The organism is Brachybacterium sacelli, assembly GCF_017876545.1.
GTDB classification, from domain to species: domain Bacteria; phylum Actinomycetota; class Actinomycetes; order Actinomycetales; family Dermabacteraceae; genus Brachybacterium; species Brachybacterium sacelli.
Genome location: NZ_JAGIOD010000001.1, coordinates 1,900,697 through 1,916,886, shown reverse-complemented (window position 1 = coordinate 1,916,886; position 16,190 = coordinate 1,900,697). Strand labels below are relative to the sequence as shown.

The window sequence follows — 16,190 nt, the reverse complement described above, 5'->3', positions numbered from 1 at the left end:
GGATGAGAGACTCGGCCCCTGGACGATCAGGTGGTCATCCGTCTCCTCGTCTCCGCCGGGCTCGCGCTGGTGGGGGTCGCGCTGCGCCGGCGCTGAGGGACCGGGATCAGCCCCGCAGCGCCTCCAGCACCAGCACGGTGCCGTCCTCGAAGATCGAGTCGGTCACGACGTCGGCCGTGTCCTTCACGCCCTGCGGGGCCTGGCCCATGGCCACGCCCACGCCGGCCCAGGTGAGCATCTCGGTGTCATTGAACCCGTCGCCGACGGCCACGGTATGGGCCGCGTCGATGTCGAGCTGCGCACGGATCTCCTCGAGGGCCGTGGCCTTGGAGACGCCCGGGGCGGCCATGTCCAGCCACGCCGTCCAGCCGATCGAGTACTCCACGCCGTGCACACCGGACTCGGCGATGACCTCGCTGAACTCCTGCGGGGACAGGTCCGGCACGTGGACGACCACGCGCACCGCCTCGAGCTCCATCAGGTCATCGAGCGGGCGCTCCCACGCCTCGACGCCGAAGCTGGCGTCCTGGAAACCGGTGGTGGCGTGGAAGCCGCCGTCGGCCGTCTCGACCGCGTAGTGGGCATCGGGCTGGACCTCACGCAGTGTGCGCAGGGCGTGGCCGGGCTGGAAGGAGCGGGTCTCGACGATGCGGTGGCCCCCGTCGGCCTCCGGATCCATCGCGACGGTGACCGCGCCGTTGGAGCACACCGCGTAACCGCGGGTGATGCCGGCGGCCTCGACGATGGGGAGGGTCGCGCCGATGGAGCGGCCGGTGGCGATGACCACGACATGCTGCTCGGCGGCTCGCTGCAGCACCCGACGCATCGGCGGGGACATGACGCCGTCGTGGTCGACGAGGGTGCCGTCGACGTCGAGCCCGAGCAGCAGGTCCTCCCCCACCAGGTCATCGAGGTGCTCCTGGAGCCGGGTGCGGGTCGCGTCGTGGTCGGTCAGGGAGGTGGGGGCCGTCATGCCGTCAAGTGTTCCAGCGCCGTCTGACATCCGGGTGAACCGGCGGCGACGCACTGCGCCCAGCAGTCGTCGCAAGCGGGGCCACGAGGTCGTGTCGGTCATCTCAGGCCGAGACCTCGAAGACCTCACGGCCGCCGAGGTATGGGCGCAAGCCCTCGGGGACCGCCACGGAACCGTCGCCCTGCTGGTGGTTCTCGAGGATCGCGGCGATGAACCGCGTGGTGCCGAGGGTGCCGTTCAGGGTCGCGACCGGGCGCAGGCCGTCCTCGGTGCGCTCGCGGATGTTCAGCCGGCGGGCCTGGAACTGGGTGGTGTTCGAGGTGGAGGTGAGCTCGCGGTAGGTGTCCTGGCTGGGCATCCACGCCTCGCAGTCGTACTTGCGGGCGGCGGACGTGCCGAGATCCCCGGCGGCGGTGTCGATGATGCGGTAGGGCACGTCGATGCGCGCCAGCATCTCCCGCTCCAGGTCCAGCAGACGCTCGTGCTCCGCGTAGGAATCCTCGATCCGGCAGTAGGAGAACATCTCGACCTTGTGGAACTGGTGGACGCGGATGATGCCGCGCGTGTCCTTGCCGTAGCTGCCGGCCTCGCGGCGGTAGCAGGCGCTCCAACCCGCGTAGCGGATCGGCCCGCCGGACACATCGAGGACCTCGCCCTTGTGGTAGCTGGCCAGTGCCACCTCGCTGGTGCCGACGAGGTACAGGTCGTCGTCCTTGTCGAGGTGGTAGACCTCGTCGGCGTGCTCGCCGAGGAACCCGGTCCCCTCCATCGACTCCGGCAGCACCAGCGTCGGGGTGATCATCGGCGTGAAGCCGGCCTTCGTGGCCTGGTCGATCGCCGAATTGAGGATCGCGAGCTCGAGCTGCGCGCCGATACCGGTGAGGAAGTAGAAGCGGGCGCCGGAGACCTTCGCGCCGCGGGCCATGTCGATCGCCTTCAGCCCTTCGGCGATCTCCAGGTGGTCCTTGATCGCGTGGTCGAAGGCCGGTGTCGCGCCGACGGTCTCCCGCAGAGCGAAGTCGTCCTCGAGGCCTTCCGGGGCGCCCTCGGCGAGGTTCGGGATCGCGCGCAGGGCTGTGTCGCGGGCGACGATGGCCCCGCCGGCCTCGGACTCGAGACGCTTGACGTCCGCAGCGAGCTGCCTGACCTCGGCCAGCAGTTCCTGCTTCTCCTCCCCCGTGGCCTGGGCGACCTTCTTGCCGAACGCCTTCTGCTCGGCGCGTGCGGACTCGTAGGAGGTGGTCGCCTCGCGCCAACGGGAATCGGCCTCGAGCACCGCATCGACGGTGGAGGGGTCACGGCGACGCGCTCGCTGGGCGTCGCGGACGGCGTCGGGATTCTCGCGCAGGAGCCGCAGATCGATCATTGCCCCAGGGTACCCGCGACGCGAGGCGTTCACGGCGGTCACCGCGCTCAGTAGGCTGTGCGCATGGATCAGACCCTCCTGCTGCTGAGCATCGCGTCGATCGTCATCATGGTCGTCGCGATCGTGCTGCTCGCCGTGGTGCTGCGGCATCTGAGGCGGCACCGGCGGGAGATCGCGGAGCTGCGCAGGACGACCGAGAGGTACGAACGACAGCTGCGCGAGGCTGCAGGCACCGAGGACGCAGCCGACAGCGGCGCGGCGCAGAGCGAGGTCGCGGGGGCCGACAGCGCAGGTACCGACGGCCCGGCCCTCTCCCCCGACCGGGTTCGGAAGGTCGCGGTGGTGCTGAATCCCTCGAAGTTCGACGACGCCGAGCGGTTCCGCTCACGGTTGCGCGAGATCGTCGAGGAGCTCGAGGGGGCGGAGGTCACCTTCTACGAGACCTCGATCGAGGACCCGGGCCGTGGCCAGGCGCGCCAGGCCCGCCAGGACGACGCGGACCTGGTGATCGCCGCCGGTGGGGACGGCACAGTGCGCCTGGTCGCCTCCGTGCTGGCCGGGACCGACACCCGGATGGGGATCATCCCCTCGGGAACCGGGAACCTGCTGGCCCGCAACCTGGACATCCCCCTGGAGGACCCGCCGGCGGCGATGATCGCGGCCCTGACCGGGCACGACCGGCAGATCGACGTCGGCTGGTTGCGCACGGGCGGCTCGATCGACGAGGCGGCGACGTCAGCGGAACAGATCTTCCTGGTCATCGCCGGGTTCGGCGCCGACGCGGAGATGATCGGCCACACCGATCCGCAGATGAAGAAGCGTCTCGGGTGGATCGCCTACGTGCTCGGTGGGGTGCGCACCATCCTGGGACGGTCGATCGACGTGGTCCTCGACTTCCCCGACGGCACCCGCCACGCGCACAAGGCGCGCACCGTGCTGCTCGGAAATGTCGGGAAGCTGCCCGGTGGTTTCGTGCTCATGCCCGAGGCGACCGCGGACAACGGGCGGCTGGAGATCGTGGTGGCCGGCTGGAGGGGTGCCGCCGGCTTCAGTCAGGTGCTCACCGAGGTGGTGAACCCCAGGCTCGTGCCGAAGGGCAGGTTCGCCGAGACGACGAGGATGTCCTCGATGGACCGCTATCAGGCCACCGAGGTGCGGGTCGCGACGACGAAGGCGCAGCCGGTGCAGCTGGACGGCGACACCGATGCCGAGGCCACGCATCTGATCGCCCGGATCGACCCGGGGGTGCTGCGGCTGCGGGTCCCCGCCGGCACGGACGTCTCGAGGATCTGAGAGCGACAGCTTCCCGGCAGGGCATGGCCCCGCCCGTGAGAAGCAGGCTCTCCGGTGGAGTGCGGCCGCCGTCAGATCCCGGCGGAGGTCGGGGCGACCATCCCCGTCAGCTTCTCGATCCACTGGTGCGCTTCGTCGTAGGTCTCGTCGGAGAACTCCTCGGGGAGCGCCGGGCGCGCACCGTCGAGGCGGGGGTAGGAGCCGAGATAGTGCACGACGGGGCAGACGCGGTGCAGGGCGCGGAGGGACGCGGCGACCCGCCGGTCCTCGATGTGACCCTCGACGTCGAGGGAGAAGGAGTACCGGCCCAGGAAATCTCCGATGGGGCGCGACTCGATCCGCGACAGGTTCACGCCGTTGGCGCTGAACATCTCCAGCGTCTCGAGCAGCGCTCCGGAGCGGTTGTGCGGCAGGTGGACGACGAGGGTCGTCTTGTCGGCGCCGGTGCGTGCGGGGATCCGGCCCTCGCGAGTGACCAGGACGAAGCGGGTCTGGGCGCCGGCGTTGTCCTCGATCTGCTGGGCGAGGACGGTCAGCCCGAAGTGCTCCGCGGCCAGCGGAGAGCACACGGCGGCGCGGCCGCGAGCCTGTTCGGGGCTCAGGGCGGCGAGGTCCCGGGCGGCTGCGGCGGTCGAGGAGGCCGTCGCGACGTGCGCTCCCGGGAGGTTCGTGCGCAGCCAGCCCTGCACCTGGGCTTGAGCGTGCGGGTGGGAGGAGACCACGTCGAGGTCGTCGAGCGCGGTGTCCTCGCGGGCGGCCAGCACGAAGGTGACCTGGACGATCTGTTCGGCGACGATGGTGATGGAGTCGGTCGCGGCCAGCACGTCGAGAGTGCCGGAGACGCCGCCTTCGACGGAGTTCTCGATCGGGGCGATGAGCGCGTCGATGTCGCCGGCGAGGAGGTCGGTGGTGGCGGTCGCGACGGCGGAGAACGGGACCTGCTCCACCTGGTCGGCGAACTCGCGCGGCATGACCTCGAGAGCCTGCAGGAGCGCCTGGTGGGTGAAGGTGGTCTCGGGACCCAGATATCCGTACCGCATGGGAGCCAAGGGTACTGCGCAGTCGCGCGCTCTCGCGGATCGGTTCGGACTGGGGTGCTTCGGTGCTCGTCGGTGCTCATGACGACGCTCGTCGGCACCCGGGTCTGTGCGGCCTGGGGTCGGGGGATGTGCCGGGCAGGTCTGGCCGGGCAGGTCTGGCCGGGCCTGGTCGGGCCGGGTCTGGTGGGGTTAGAAGGGTGGGTCGGTGGGGTGGCACCGGTCGGCGTTGTTCTCGTGGTGGTGGGGGTCCTCGCCGGTGGTGAGGGGGTCTTCGGGGCCGCCTTCGCGGAGGAACTGGTCGATCTGGCCGGTGCGTTCGTAGGCGTCGATGTCCAGTAGCCATTGGTAGTGGTCCCACGCCTCGCTCAAGGCTTTCGCGATGGTGGGAGTCAGCAGGTCGCGGCGGGGCGCGAGAGTGATCCGGGCGCGTTCGGGCACCCCGATACTCCACGTCGTCGAACCATCGGCGTGGCGGACGGGGTCGATCTGTTTCGCGGTCTTGGTCTCGTGGTGTCCGAAGTCCATGCGGTGGAGGTTGTCGATGCTGGTGGGCCCGCCCCGGGCGGGGTGGGCGTGGTCGAACTCCTCGATATGGTCGTTCTGCCCGACACGACTGGTGCTGCGGGAACAGCCGGGCGCAGCACAGACCGGGTCCCGCACTCTGAGGTGTTCGACCATGGCAGCGGTGGGGCGGTACTGGTCGGCCGGCACCGGGAGGAACTGCCCGCTGGTGGGGTCGGTCAGGATCCGGTACCAGGTCTTCTGTCCGGCCGCGAGGCGGCGAGCCATCTGTGCCGGCAGCGGTGTCACCCCGTCGTAGGTGGCCGGCGCGTCATCGAGGCCCATCAACGTCAACACCGGCACGACCACGTTGATGCGGTGGGCGGGTTCCGGGACCTCGATCCCGCCGGTCTCGAGCAGGGTGCGGTGGACGATCGCGTACTGCAGAGCTTTCAACGACATCGTGGTGTGGTTCCGGGCCACGTCGCCGTCGAGGTCGAACGGGACCGGCGCCCCGGTCTCCAGGGCGTGACGCTGCTGGGTCTGGACCGCGCGAGAGGCCGCCTCCAACCGGGCCGCCAGGGAATGGATCTCGGGGATCGGCCCGGTGATCCGCAGGCACGCGATCCCGTCGTCATGACCGGACAGTTCCACCGCCACGTCGCGGGCAGCTTCGGGACTCGGCCGGGCACCGCGGGCATCGAACCAGGCCCGCAGCAGGCGCAGTTCGTCGAGGAACCGGTCGGCGGGGATCGAGGCCAGGTCCCAGCCCGCGACGAGCTCATCGATCTGCTCACGCTGGTAGGGCGAGAGATCGCGGACGGCCCGCACCAGTTTCTCGAACCAGTCCACCGGCATGTCTCCACCGGCCAAACGGGCGAAGGTCCGGGGCAGATCGGTCACGGCCAGATGCGCATCCCGCACGAGGTAGGCGACCTTGCTGGTCGTGGTCCGTAACGCGATCGCGACCGCGAGATCGGCTTCCTGGCGTTCCTCGACCAGATCCGGGTCATCCCGATCGACCCAGAACATCGCCACCTGCGCCCACAACGCTGCCCGCGCCGTCGAAGCAGCACGCTGCATCTGCAACAACCGCCCCACCGCGGCCGCATCCGCCGACCCCGCCTCAAGCTTCCCCCGCCGAGCCGCGGACTCCGCCGTCAACACCGACCGCGCCCGCACCCGCCGAGACGGCACCACCCGGCCCCCAGACCCCGCAGACGCCGCGACCCGGCCAGCAGCAGGCCGGGCCGGGTTCTCCTCGGTTCTCGCCGTCACCAGACCCACCCTGTCCCCCTCGACACACCCCACGCGGCCACCCGTTGCCGGTCCGTGCGAGGTCCAACTCTGACCCACACACTCGAACTGGTGCCCGAATACTCCCACCAGTGTAGAACCAGCATTCGCTCCACACAAGAACCGATCACGGATCACCCAAAACTGTGGATAACCCACACTGGGGAGGAACAACGAAGCTCCGCCGACGCAAAGAGCAGTCCCGGTCTCGCCTTCACGAGTACGTCGGACCTCGAATTTCACGAGCCGACACGGCGAACCTCGACCTTCAGGAGCCGGCGCTTCGAAGGTCGGACTTCAGGAGCCGGCTCCTGGAGCGGTGACCCCTGATGACGCCTCATGGCCGCGGTGGCCGCTCCCCGTCACCGACCCAGAAGCGCAGCTTCCCGTCGACGGCGTTCTCCAGCTGCCCACCTGCACCCTCGATCACGCGGCGGGAGCCGACATTGGTCTCGTCGCAGGTGATCAGGACCGGGGCGATGCCGAGGCCGTGCGCCTCCTCGAGACCCAGCGCGAGTGCCGCGCCGGCGATGCCCTGTCGCCGGGCCGACGGGCGTACGGAGTATCCGATGTGTCCGCCCAGGTCGAAGAGGAAGCGGTTCAGGCGGTGGCGGATCGCCAGGAATCCCAGGACCGTCCCGGACCCGTCGGCCGGCACGATCCAGCGGCTCGTGCAATGCACCCACGGCTCCTCGAGCACGGTGGCCGGATCCTCCTGGGCGAGGCGCGCGGTCACGAAGTCGTTCACGGCGGCGTCGCCGACCGGCGGGGCAGCAGGATTGAAGACGCTGGAGCCGTCCATCGCTGTGCCGGAGAAATCGGCGAGGCACTCGAGGAAGGCGGCGCGTCGAGAGACCGACGGGGGCACGAGACGGATCTCCGGTGGCATCTGCTCAGGATGCCAGGCCGCGACCGTGGACCATCGCACTCGAGTCACATAAGCCGCTCCGAGCCGCGTGTTGCAGCCCCAGCCGGCCAGGCCACCGACCTTCTCGAATCGCACCGCATATCCGCTACCTTGTGAAGAATGCCGACCCGGGATCAGATCATCGCGTTCGACGACAGCCCACCTCCGCCCGGCGCCGACCCGTGGGTCGAACCCGCAGTATCCGAACCGATCGAGATCCGAGAACACGACCCGGCCTGGGCGTCGTGTGCGGACGAGGTCGGCCGGCAGCTGCGGAACGCCCTCGGCGGCCGGGCTCTGCAGGTCGCGCACATCGGGCCGACCGCGGTCCCCGGACTCCCCGCGAAACCGCTGCTCGATCTCGACCTCACCGTCGCGGACCCGGATCGGGAGCAGGAGTGGCTGCCTCAGCTGGTGGCGGCCGGGTTCCGCCTCACCATTCGCGAACCGTGGTGGTACGGGCACCGGATGGTGGCCCTCCGCGCCCCCGCGGCCAACGTGCACGTCTTCGGGCCGGACAGTCCGGAGCCGCTCCGTCATCTCGTCTTCCGCGATCATCTACGCCGGCACGATGCGGATCGACGGCTCTACGGTCAGGTCAAACGCGATGCAGCCGCGCACGCGAACGCTGCTCAGGAGCTCGTCATGCAGTACAACGCCCGCAAGGAGCAGGTGCTCCGCGCGGTGTATGCCCGTGCCTTCGCGGCAGCTGGTCTTCTTGACGACGCATGAAGCCCGACAGGAGCGCCGTGGCCGACAGGAGCGCCGTGGCCGACAGGAGCTCCGTGAACCTTGATGCTCCACGCGTCACGAGGGCGCCAGGTCCAGGAACCACCGCACGGCGACCCGCCTCGCGTCGGCCGGGTGCCGTTCCTCGCGCCCTGTCGATTCAGCGCCGAGACCTCGGGCGATCGCCTGGGACGCGGAGTTGTGCGGGGCGATCCAGAGGATCAGACGGCTGATCCGCGCGTCGGCACGAGCGGCCTCCGCGAGTTCGGCGGCGATCGCCGCCCCGTGCCCCCGGCCCCGCTGCGCGGCGAGGACCCAGTAGGTCACGGCCGCCTCACCGGCCTCGAGGCCCGAGGCCATCCGGTTCAGCCCTCCACCCCCGCACAGGGTCCCGTCCGGGCCGACCATCGCGGCGTATTCACGGATCGGTCCGTCGAAGCGCCAGCGGGAGCATCGGGCGAGGAAATCGGTGAGCAGGCCGGGTTCCCATGGCCGGCCGACGATCTCCTCGGCGAGCAGTTCGTCCTGGCCGGCGAGAATGCCGTCGGCGTCGGACGGCTCGAGCGGTCGGAGGTGGATCATGACGTCGCCTCGACCCGCAGGGAGCGAAGCCTCCCGTCACTCCCTGCCTCTGCCGACCTCACGCGCCTGCGTCGGCGAGGGCCTGTCGGACCGCGGCCATGATCTCCACCTCGCCGTGCCCCCGTGTGCGGGCCTCGCCGACCGGCCCTGCCAGCAGCGCCACCAGGGTCGGATCGGCGGTGGCTCCGGCTTCGCGCTCCGTCGTCGCGGCGGATCGCTCGCTCGCGGCGACCGCGCCCGGGGCGACCGTGGTGCCCGCGCCGCGCCGGGTCACGATGATCTCGGCCTCCTCGAGGAGCTTGTAGGCGCGCGCGACGGTGCCGGGGGCCAGGCCCAGGTCAGCGGCGTAGACGCGGATCGCCGGCAGCTTGTCCCCCGGCGCCAGCTCGCCGGAGCGGATCTGCTCGACGACCTCGCGTCGGACCTGTTCGTAGGGTGGGGTCGGAGTGCTCATGAGGACCACGATAAGCGGCCCGGAGGTGCGGCCGATCGGCAGGTCCCGTGGAGGCGGTGAGAGAAGGGTGGAGGCCCTGCGCATCCTGCCGGGAGCGTCCGGCAGGGGCCCGTAACATCGGGGCGTGCCTCAGGATCCCGCTGCCCCGTCCGCCGCCCGCCGACTCCGCGCACTGCCGGGCGTGCTGCTCACCGTGCTGCTGGGGGCGCTCGTGCTGGGCCTCTCCCCCGCCGCGCAGGCCGACGGTCCGGACGCCCCCGAGGACCCGGTGCGTCTCGTGATCGCGACCGCGGGCCTGGGCTGGGAGGACATCTCGGCCGAGTCGACCCCGAATCTGCAGTGCGTGGCCGACCGTTCCGGTGCCGGGGCGATGAACACCACCTCCACCTCGGTGGTCTCCACCCAGCGGCAGGGCATGGAGACGCTGCACACCGGGTACCGCGGCCTCGCCGAGAAGGCCCCGCGCACGGCCGGGATCCCCGCCCCGCCGACGGATCAGTGGCAGCGGCTGGGCGTCGGGACGGCCGCGATCGACGCCTCCGCCGACGCCAGGGCGGCCGGCCCCGAGATCTCCGACGCCCTCACCGCCGGCGACATCGTCCAGGTCGACGCCGGATCGCTCCCCGACCACGACGATCCCGGCCGCGCCCAGGCCGTCGCGGCGCTCGATCAGCGCGTCGGCGCCGTGCTGGATGCCGCCGGCGGCTGCGAGGCGGAGGAGCTGCCGCGCACCCTGCTGATCTCCGTCGCGGCCACGGATCCGGCCGACCCGGACGAGATGGAGCGCACCGGCGCCGTCGCCTCCCGCAGCGTCGGCCTGCAGGTCGCCCTCGACTCCGCCTTCCCCGGGCAGGCCCTCACCAGCGGCGCCACCAAGCAGAACGGGGTGGTGGTCCTGACCGACGTGCTGCCCACGATCCTGGACTCCTACGACGCGACGGCCGACGGGCTCGTCCCCGGCCAGCCGTTCCGCGGCACCGCGCACGATGATCCGCAGCAGCTCGCCGTGGACCGCTCGCAGGCGGCCGCGCAGGTCGACGCCGCGACCGTCCCGGCGCTCGGGTCGTGGCTCGCTCTCGGCGTGATCGGCATCGTGCTCTCGCTGGTCCCGCAGTTCGCCCGTCGGCCGCGGGTCGCCGCCGTCGGCCGGGCCCTGGCGGCGATCGCGCCGCTGGCCCTGCCGGTGGGCCTGTTCGCCTCGATCGTGCCCTGGTGGCGGGCCGATGATCCGGCGCTCGCGCTGACCGGGGTGGTCTGGGGCGGCTGCGCGCTGCTGTCCCTGATCGCGCTCGCGGGCCCCTGGCGCCGCCACCGCCTCGGTCCCCTCGGGATCTGCGCCGCCCTGGTCGCGGTGCTGATCCTGGGCGAGTCCGCGATGGGGTCACGCTTCCAGCTCTCGTCCCCGCTGGGGGCGCAGCCGATCTCCGGCGGACGCTTCTACGGGCTCTCCAACCACCTGTTCGGCATGGTCCTGGCCGCGGCGCTGATGGCACTGCTGTGCTTGTTCACCGTCGTGCGCAGGCCGCGTGCCCGGGTGGTGTGGACCCTGGTGGTCGGGGTGCTGGTCGCCGGCGTCTGCGTGGCCCCGTCGATGGGGGCGGACTTCGGGTCGATGCTCGCCACCATCCCCGCCTTCGGTCTGCTCGCTCTGCTGGTCTCGGGGATCCGTCCGCGGGCGTGGCATGTGCTCGCGCTCGGCGTCGGCGGTGCGGTCGCGGTGCTCGGGGTGTCCTTCCTGGACTGGCTGCGGCCGCCGGAGCAACGCACCCATCTGGGGCGCTTCATCGACGAGCTGCTCAGCGGCGAGTTGGTCTCCGTCGTGGTCCGCAAGCTGGCTCAGAACATCGCGATGACCACCGGGTACTGGGCGCTCGCGGTGGTGATGGTGCTGGCGCTCGCAGCCTCGATCGCGATCCTCATGCCCCGGCGTCTGCGCTGGACCCGCCTCGCGACTCTCGACGCGCAGCATCCCGCCTCGTACGCGGTGCGGGTCGCCCTCGTGGTCGGTGCCTGGGTGGGCTACGCGGTCAACGACACCGGCCCGGTCCTGGTGGCCGCGATCCTGGGGATCTGGCTCGCCCACCTGCCGGCCGCACTCCCCGCGCCGCGCCCGTCGGGGGCCGGCGACGCCGTCAGCGCCCCGGCATCTCCTCGGTGATCCGCCGCAGGGTGCTGCGCCCCAGGGTGCTCATCTCCGGCAGGGACTCGCGGTAGTACCAGACGAGGCCGACCGCCTGCTCGAACGCCCAGGCCAGGGCGCGTCGCCACGCGGTCTCCTCGGCTCCGACGCGCCCGCGGAACACGGTGCGCGCGGGTGCCTCGAGCAGGTGCAGGCCGACGATGAGATCGAGTGCCTCGTCGGCCGCGCCGTAGCCACCGGTGTCGATCACCCCGACCAGCCGCCCGCCGCGGACCAGCAGGTTTCCGGGGATGAGGTCCGTGTGGCTCATCGCGAGGCGGTCGGTCGCCGGGGTCTCGCGCAGCTCCGTCCAGAGCCCGCGCAGACGGGGGACGTCGAGCAGGCCCTCGCTGCGCTCGAGGCATTCGCCGACCCAGTCGTCGTGGTCGGTGAGCGCTCCCCCGCGCCCGTGCCCGCCGAACGTGCGTCCGGCGGTGTCGACGGCGCGCAGGGCGAGCACGAGGTCGGCGAGGTCCTCCGCGAACCGCGGCGAGTCCGCGAGGCCGTCCGGCGTCGCGACGTCACCGGGGACCCAGGTCTGCAGGGCCCAGGCATGCCCGACGCCGTGGCCCGGGGTGCCGATCCCGCGTGGCTGCGGGCACGGCACCGGGCTGATCTCCGCGAAGGCCTGCTGGGTCACGGCCTCCTGGTGCAGCTCTCGTGCGATCTGCGCCGGGTCGTCGACCTGCAGCGGGAAGCGCGCCACCAGGTCGGGCCCGACGGCGAAGATCGCGTTGACGGTCCCGTTCGTCCGCAGGGCGCGGACCTCGAGTCCCGCGTATCGCGGGAACTGCTCCTCGATCAGCCGGCGCACGGTGGCCACCGTGATCGCCGACGGCTCCCACGTCATGCCCTCAGGCGTTCTCGTCCGGATCGGCGTTGCCGGCGTCGACCGCGGCATGCACCACGAGTGAGGTGTACTCGTCGGCGCTCAGCGGGGGCCGGATCGAGCCGGGCAGCTCGGGCTCCGGGACCGCCAGGTGCGAGGCGACGATGACCGCGTGCTCGGGCTCGAAACGCCCCTCGACGGGAGCCGACCGGAGACGGGCAGCGAGAGCGTCGAGGTCGATGCCCGCGAGATAGACGACGTCGTCGGGGGCGAAGGAGCCGTCCACGGGCAGGGCGCGCAGCCGACGGTCGAGCGCCTCGACGTCCTGGTCGCCGAGTGCCCGGGTCTCCTCGTCCGAGAAGTGTCCGTCCACGGGGAGGGTGACGAGCCGCTCCCGGCGGCGCTCCGCACGGGCGGCGTCGTCCTCGAGGGGAGGGGGCTCCTCGGCGAGGTCGGGGACGGAGGGTACGTCGCTGGAGGGTTCTGTATCCGGCTGCTGGGCATTCGCGACCTCGGGCACCACCGACCAGACGTCCGCCTCGTCGACAGCCGCCTCGGGCTCGTCGTCCGCAGCCCGGTGATCCTCGTGCTCGTCGCTCCCGTCGGTCTCGTTGATCTCATCGGTCGTCGGGGCCGCGTTCGGCTCGTCCTGCTCCGCCGCGGGCTCGGGCACCGTCTCCGCCGTCGCGAGCGCCTCAGGCGGTTCGAGCACCTCGAGCTCCTCGTCGGCGGGTTCCTCGGGCAGCACATGGCGCTTGCGGGCCAGGGCGCGCACCACGTCGCGCAACTGGGCGGCACGATGCAGGCGGCCGCGCAGATCACTGCCGGTGGCGCGGTGGCGGAGCTCGGCGTGGATCTCCTTGACCCAGAACCCGCCGGTCAGCGCGTCGATGGTCAGGGAGGTCTCGACACCCCAGCCCGGGGCGAGCGGCTGGCACTCGTCCCAGGTCTCACGGGTGATGCAGCGGGTGCCGGACAGCGGCTGCGTGGCCGTCCACCCCGTGGCCCGCTCGATGCCGCGTCGCGCCGTGCCGACCACGATGCCCATGCCGCCGGCGCCGGCTTGCGGCGGCAGCAGCGCGATCGCCATGTCGACCCCCTCGCCGAGCACCGCGTCGACCAAGGGCTGTGCGGCGGTGGCGGAGCCCTCCATGTCGGCGTCGAGGAACAGCAGGGCGCGCGGCGGCGGCGCATCCCCGTCGATCACGGGCAACGGTCCGGTGTGGCCCGGTGCGCGCGGCTCGGCGTGGAGCTCCTCGGAGAATCCCGCGCCGCCGTCGGCCCGTTCGGCGTTCTCGCGCAGCGCGATCATCTGCGCGCCGGTGGCCATCGCCGCCGCCTTGCCCTGATTGGTCTTGTGGCGCACGACGAGGGCGTCGGCCCCCATCGCGACGGCGGAGGTCGCATCGGAGGACCCGTCGTCGACGACCACCACCAGGTCGACGCCCGTGATCGCCTGCGCGGCACCGATGGTCGCCTCGATCCGCTCCGCCTCGTTCTTGGCGGGGATCACGACGGCCACCCGCTCGGGGCGGTGCGCCGTCAGCGGCCCCGCTGCGCTCATCGCAGGGTCACCTGTCGCGCCACGATGCCGCCGCGGGCACGCCGCTCGAGCGTGGTCAGCGGCTCCTGGGTCTCCAGGGCCTCCTCGAAGCGGGTGCGGAACGCCTCGGCCTCCGCCTCCACACCCGCGGCTCCGAAGCCCTTGGGCAGGTCCCACACCGGGATCGCGAGGCCCTCCGCCCGGAAGGATCCGACGTACTTCGTGCCCTCGCCGAGACCGGACTCGCGGCGAGCATGGAGCCGGGTGACCGCGTCGATCACGCGCTCCTCGTCGGCGTCCAGCACCCAGCGCAGGTGCTCCTTGGGGCCGGCGTCGACCCAGTAGGCGTGCGGGAGGCCCTCGATCGGGCGGGTGGGCATGATCGACTCGTTCGCCTGCTGGATCGAGGACTCGATCTCCGCGGTGCGCTCGGCGCTCGGGTCGAGCCAGAACTCGAAGGTGTCGTGGACGGCGATCTCGAAGTCGGCGTCCAGGTCCAGGATGTCCTGCAGGCGCGGGGCATCGTCGTCGAGGGTCACCGTGGTGATCGGGTTGCCCGGCTCGAGGGCGAGGGCCTGCTTGATGGCCTGGCCGATGCCGCGGGAGAGGTCGCCGCCGGGGAAGCCGGCCTGGATGCCCACGGTGATCGAGCCGTCGGTGCGGCGCACGGCGGGCCACGCCATCGGCAGGATCGTGGCGATCTCGACCTCGACGGCGCCGTACTCGGCGTTGGTCTTCGCGGACATGGTCGCCGCGGGGATCAGCTGGCGCATGGCCACCAGGTCACGCTCGTTCGGCAGCCCCTCGAAGGGGCGGAGGACCAGGGCGTCGTGCGAGGTAGGACTCATGGTGGAAAGTCTACCGATCTCGGGACCCCTCCCGGCGGACCCGGGCCCCTTCCCGGCCGGACCGCGGCGCGGGGTCCGCGTCCGTCGTCCTGGTCGCGGCCCGGCGCTCCATGAGCAGCTCGGCGTCGTCCTCGGGATTGCGGCCGACGACGCCGAAGCCGCTGCCCGTGTACAGGGCGCGCGCCGGGGCGTTGGACTCGACGACCGCCAGGCGGAGGCGCGTCGCCGGGTGATGGACGGCGAGGTGGTCGACGGCGGCGGCGACGAGGGCATGGCCGACGCCCCGGCCGCGGCTCTCGGGAGCGACCCAGAGCGAGATCAGCTCGGCAGTGGAGGCGGGCTGCGCGGGGAACATGAGGCGGGCCATCCCCGCGCCGATCCCGTCGGTCTCCGCCACGAAGGGGACCATCGGCGCGCTGACGCCGGCGCGCCAGTACAACTCGGCATCGCGCGCGAGCACCTCGGCCAGGGTGCTGCCGAAGGCGGAGGGGGACTCCTCGAGGGCGCGCAGTCGCAGCGCGCGCCAGAGCGGCCACTCACCGGGGTCGAGGACTCGCACGCTGGTCATGGCCGGAAGAGTGTCAGCAAATCCTCCGTGTCACAACCGTGTTCGGCACCCGGCGACCCCGTCTCACGGGTGCGTGCCGACCTCCATCAGCTCCTGCGCCCGCTCCTCGAGGTCCCTGGGCTCGACCCCGTCGAGCATGTGCAGGACATAGTCGGTGCTGAACCGCTCGAAGAAGAGGGTGCCGCGCACCGAGGTGCCGTGCGCGTCCAGCTGCGGGGCGTAGCTGGCGAGGCCGTAGCGGGAGGGCAGGCCCGCGATGATCCCGCCGCCGACGCCGGACTTCGCCGGGAGGCCGACATCGCTGACCCAGTCACCCGCGTTGTCGTACATGCCGCAGGTGAGCATCACCGAGAGCACCTTGCGGGCGGCGACCCGGGAGAACACCTTCTCGCCGGTCAGCGGGTTGGTGCCGCCGGAGGCGAGGGTCGCGGCCATCACCGACAGGTCCGAGACCGTGGTGAGCAGCGCGCACCCCTCGGTGTACCCCGTGACGACCTCCTCGGCGTTCTCCAGCATCGACCCGGCCGCGCGCAACATGTAGGCGAGCGCCAGGTTGCGATCGGCGGTGGCGAGCTCCTCGTCCATGGTCTGCTGGTGGAGCTCGAGCCGGCGGCCGGCCGCCGCGTCGAGCACCTCGCGCAGTCGCTCGGTGCGCTGGGCCTGGGTGCGGCCGAGCATCGCATGGGTACGGATCGCCCCGATGTTGACCAGCGGGTTCTTGGGCTTCTTGGTGTCCGCATCGAGGCTGAGGGCATTGAACTCCTCCCCCGTCGGCTCCTCGTCGACGATCGAGTTCACGTACTCCATGCCGTGCTGGTCGATCGCGGCGCCGTAGGCGAAGGCCTTCGAGATCGACTGCACGGGGAAGGCGTGGTCGGTGCCCGAGAGTGTGATCTCCCCGTCGATCGAGCACAGGGCGACCCCGAGATGCTCCTCCTGCGCACCCGAGAGGCGCGAGAGCTCGGGGATGGTCCCGTCCGAGCCAGCGGTGGACAGGGCGAGGGTGAGGCGATCCAGGTACGTAGTCAGGGAGCTCGTCACGGCTCCGACCGTACAGGTCGCCCGGCACGCCGGGCTTTCTC

At 71.7% G+C, this 16,190-nt stretch carries 15 protein-coding genes; 3 read left to right on the top strand and 12 right to left on the bottom strand.

The window, feature by feature from the left end:
- Positions 1 to 106: 106 nt before the first annotated feature.
- The gene (locus JOF43_RS08555) at positions 107 to 973 is read right to left on the bottom strand and encodes an HAD family hydrolase (RefSeq protein WP_209901163.1); all 867 of its coding nucleotides are present in this window, start codon (positions 971 to 973) and stop codon (positions 107 to 109) included.
- A gap of 103 nt (positions 974 to 1,076) precedes the next feature.
- Positions 1,077 to 2,339: a serine--tRNA ligase gene (gene serS / locus JOF43_RS08550; RefSeq protein ID WP_209901161.1), complete on the bottom strand. Its 1,263-nt coding sequence runs from the start codon at positions 2,337 to 2,339 to the stop codon at positions 1,077 to 1,079.
- A 63-nt stretch (positions 2,340 to 2,402) separates the two neighbouring features.
- On the opposite strand from serS, the gene JOF43_RS08545 reads away from it, so the two are divergent.
- A complete protein-coding gene (locus JOF43_RS08545) occupies positions 2,403 to 3,632 on the top strand; it encodes a diacylglycerol/lipid kinase family protein (RefSeq protein ID WP_209901159.1) in 1,230 nt (409 codons plus the stop codon).
- Positions 3,633 to 3,703: 71 nt separating this feature from the next.
- On the opposite strand, the gene pheA is transcribed toward JOF43_RS08545, so the two are convergent.
- From pheA to JOF43_RS08530, 3 genes are all read right to left on the bottom strand, one after another.
- Positions 3,704 to 4,672 (bottom strand): prephenate dehydratase, encoded by a 969-nt coding sequence (gene pheA / locus JOF43_RS08540; RefSeq protein ID WP_209901157.1) that lies wholly within the window; start codon positions 4,670 to 4,672, stop codon positions 3,704 to 3,706.
- Positions 4,673 to 4,861: 189 nt separating this feature from the next.
- Positions 4,862 to 6,256, bottom strand: a complete 1,395-nt coding sequence (locus tag JOF43_RS08535) for a DUF222 domain-containing protein (protein ID WP_245354065.1) — start codon at positions 6,254 to 6,256, stop codon at positions 4,862 to 4,864.
- Positions 6,257 to 6,806: 550 nt separating this feature from the next.
- On the bottom strand, positions 6,807 to 7,472 hold the full coding sequence (locus JOF43_RS08530; RefSeq protein WP_342592121.1) for a GNAT family N-acetyltransferase: 666 nt from the start codon (positions 7,470 to 7,472) through the stop codon (positions 6,807 to 6,809).
- A 24-nt stretch (positions 7,473 to 7,496) separates the two neighbouring features.
- Here JOF43_RS08530 and JOF43_RS08525 point away from each other — a divergent pair, with 24 nt between their 5' ends.
- Positions 7,497 to 8,108: a GrpB family protein gene (locus JOF43_RS08525; RefSeq protein ID WP_209901155.1), complete on the top strand. Its 612-nt coding sequence runs from the start codon at positions 7,497 to 7,499 to the stop codon at positions 8,106 to 8,108.
- A 75-nt stretch (positions 8,109 to 8,183) separates the two neighbouring features.
- Here JOF43_RS08525 and JOF43_RS08520 read toward each other — a convergent pair whose 3' ends face one another.
- Together JOF43_RS08520 and JOF43_RS08515 are read right to left on the bottom strand one after the other, a co-directional pair.
- Entirely contained in the window at positions 8,184 to 8,687 is a 504-nt protein-coding gene (locus JOF43_RS08520) for a GNAT family N-acetyltransferase (protein WP_209901154.1), read from the bottom strand.
- A gap of 58 nt (positions 8,688 to 8,745) precedes the next feature.
- The gene (locus tag JOF43_RS08515) at positions 8,746 to 9,141 is read right to left on the bottom strand and encodes a GntR family transcriptional regulator (protein ID WP_209901152.1); all 396 of its coding nucleotides are present in this window, start codon (positions 9,139 to 9,141) and stop codon (positions 8,746 to 8,748) included.
- 124 nt (positions 9,142 to 9,265) lie between these two features.
- On the opposite strand from JOF43_RS08515, the gene JOF43_RS08510 reads away from it, so the two are divergent.
- Positions 9,266 to 11,299 carry a hypothetical protein gene (locus JOF43_RS08510; protein ID WP_209901150.1) on the top strand — a complete coding sequence of 678 codons (2,034 nt, stop codon included), beginning with the start codon at positions 9,266 to 9,268 and terminating at the stop codon, positions 11,297 to 11,299.
- Here JOF43_RS08510 and JOF43_RS08505 read toward each other — a convergent pair.
- The 5 genes from JOF43_RS08505 to glsA form a co-directional block, all read right to left on the bottom strand.
- Positions 11,274 to 12,170 (bottom strand): phosphotransferase, encoded by an 897-nt coding sequence (locus JOF43_RS08505; RefSeq protein ID WP_209901148.1) that lies wholly within the window; start codon positions 12,168 to 12,170, stop codon positions 11,274 to 11,276. The two genes, JOF43_RS08510 and JOF43_RS08505, sit on opposite strands and share 26 nt — an antisense overlap.
- Before the next feature lie 4 nt (positions 12,171 to 12,174).
- A complete protein-coding gene (locus JOF43_RS08500; protein ID WP_209901146.1) occupies positions 12,175 to 13,713 on the bottom strand; it encodes a glycosyltransferase family 2 protein in 1,539 nt (512 codons plus the stop codon).
- Entirely contained in the window at positions 13,710 to 14,540 is an 831-nt protein-coding gene (locus JOF43_RS08495) for a DUF5926 family protein (protein WP_209901144.1), read from the bottom strand. Before JOF43_RS08495 ends, JOF43_RS08500 begins: the two co-directional genes overlap by 4 nt.
- Before the next feature lie 10 nt (positions 14,541 to 14,550).
- Positions 14,551 to 15,108: a GNAT family N-acetyltransferase gene (locus tag JOF43_RS08490; protein WP_209901142.1), complete on the bottom strand. Its 558-nt coding sequence runs from the start codon at positions 15,106 to 15,108 to the stop codon at positions 14,551 to 14,553.
- Positions 15,109 to 15,171: 63 nt separating this feature from the next.
- Complete coding sequence (gene glsA / locus JOF43_RS08485; RefSeq protein WP_209901140.1) at positions 15,172 to 16,149, bottom strand: glutaminase A; 978 nt, start codon at positions 16,147 to 16,149, stop codon at positions 15,172 to 15,174.
- Positions 16,150 to 16,190: the final 41 nt, after the last annotated feature.

Coding starts and splice junctions, on each gene's coding strand:
- JOF43_RS08555 (WP_209901163.1), bottom strand. CDS start 973: ATGACGGCCCCCACCTCCCTGACCGACCACGACGCGACCCGCACCCGG.
- serS (WP_209901161.1), bottom strand. CDS start 2,339: ATGATCGATCTGCGGCTCCTGCGCGAGAATCCCGACGCCGTCCGCGAC.
- JOF43_RS08545 (WP_209901159.1), top strand. CDS start 2,403: ATGGATCAGACCCTCCTGCTGCTGAGCATCGCGTCGATCGTCATCATG.
- pheA (WP_209901157.1), bottom strand. CDS start 4,672: ATGCGGTACGGATATCTGGGTCCCGAGACCACCTTCACCCACCAGGCG.
- JOF43_RS08535 (WP_245354065.1), bottom strand. CDS start 6,256: ATGCAGCGTGCTGCTTCGACGGCGCGGGCAGCGTTGTGGGCGCAGGTG.
- JOF43_RS08525 (WP_209901155.1), top strand. CDS start 7,497: ATGCCGACCCGGGATCAGATCATCGCGTTCGACGACAGCCCACCTCCG.
- JOF43_RS08520 (WP_209901154.1), bottom strand. CDS start 8,687: ATGATCCACCTCCGACCGCTCGAGCCGTCCGACGCCGACGGCATTCTC.
- JOF43_RS08515 (WP_209901152.1), bottom strand. CDS start 9,141: ATGAGCACTCCGACCCCACCCTACGAACAGGTCCGACGCGAGGTCGTC.
- JOF43_RS08505 (WP_209901148.1), bottom strand. CDS start 12,170: ATGACGTGGGAGCCGTCGGCGATCACGGTGGCCACCGTGCGCCGGCTG.
- JOF43_RS08500 (WP_209901146.1), bottom strand. CDS start 13,713: ATGAGCGCAGCGGGGCCGCTGACGGCGCACCGCCCCGAGCGGGTGGCC.
- JOF43_RS08495 (WP_209901144.1), bottom strand. CDS start 14,540: ATGAGTCCTACCTCGCACGACGCCCTGGTCCTCCGCCCCTTCGAGGGG.
- JOF43_RS08490 (WP_209901142.1), bottom strand. CDS start 15,108: ATGACCAGCGTGCGAGTCCTCGACCCCGGTGAGTGGCCGCTCTGGCGC.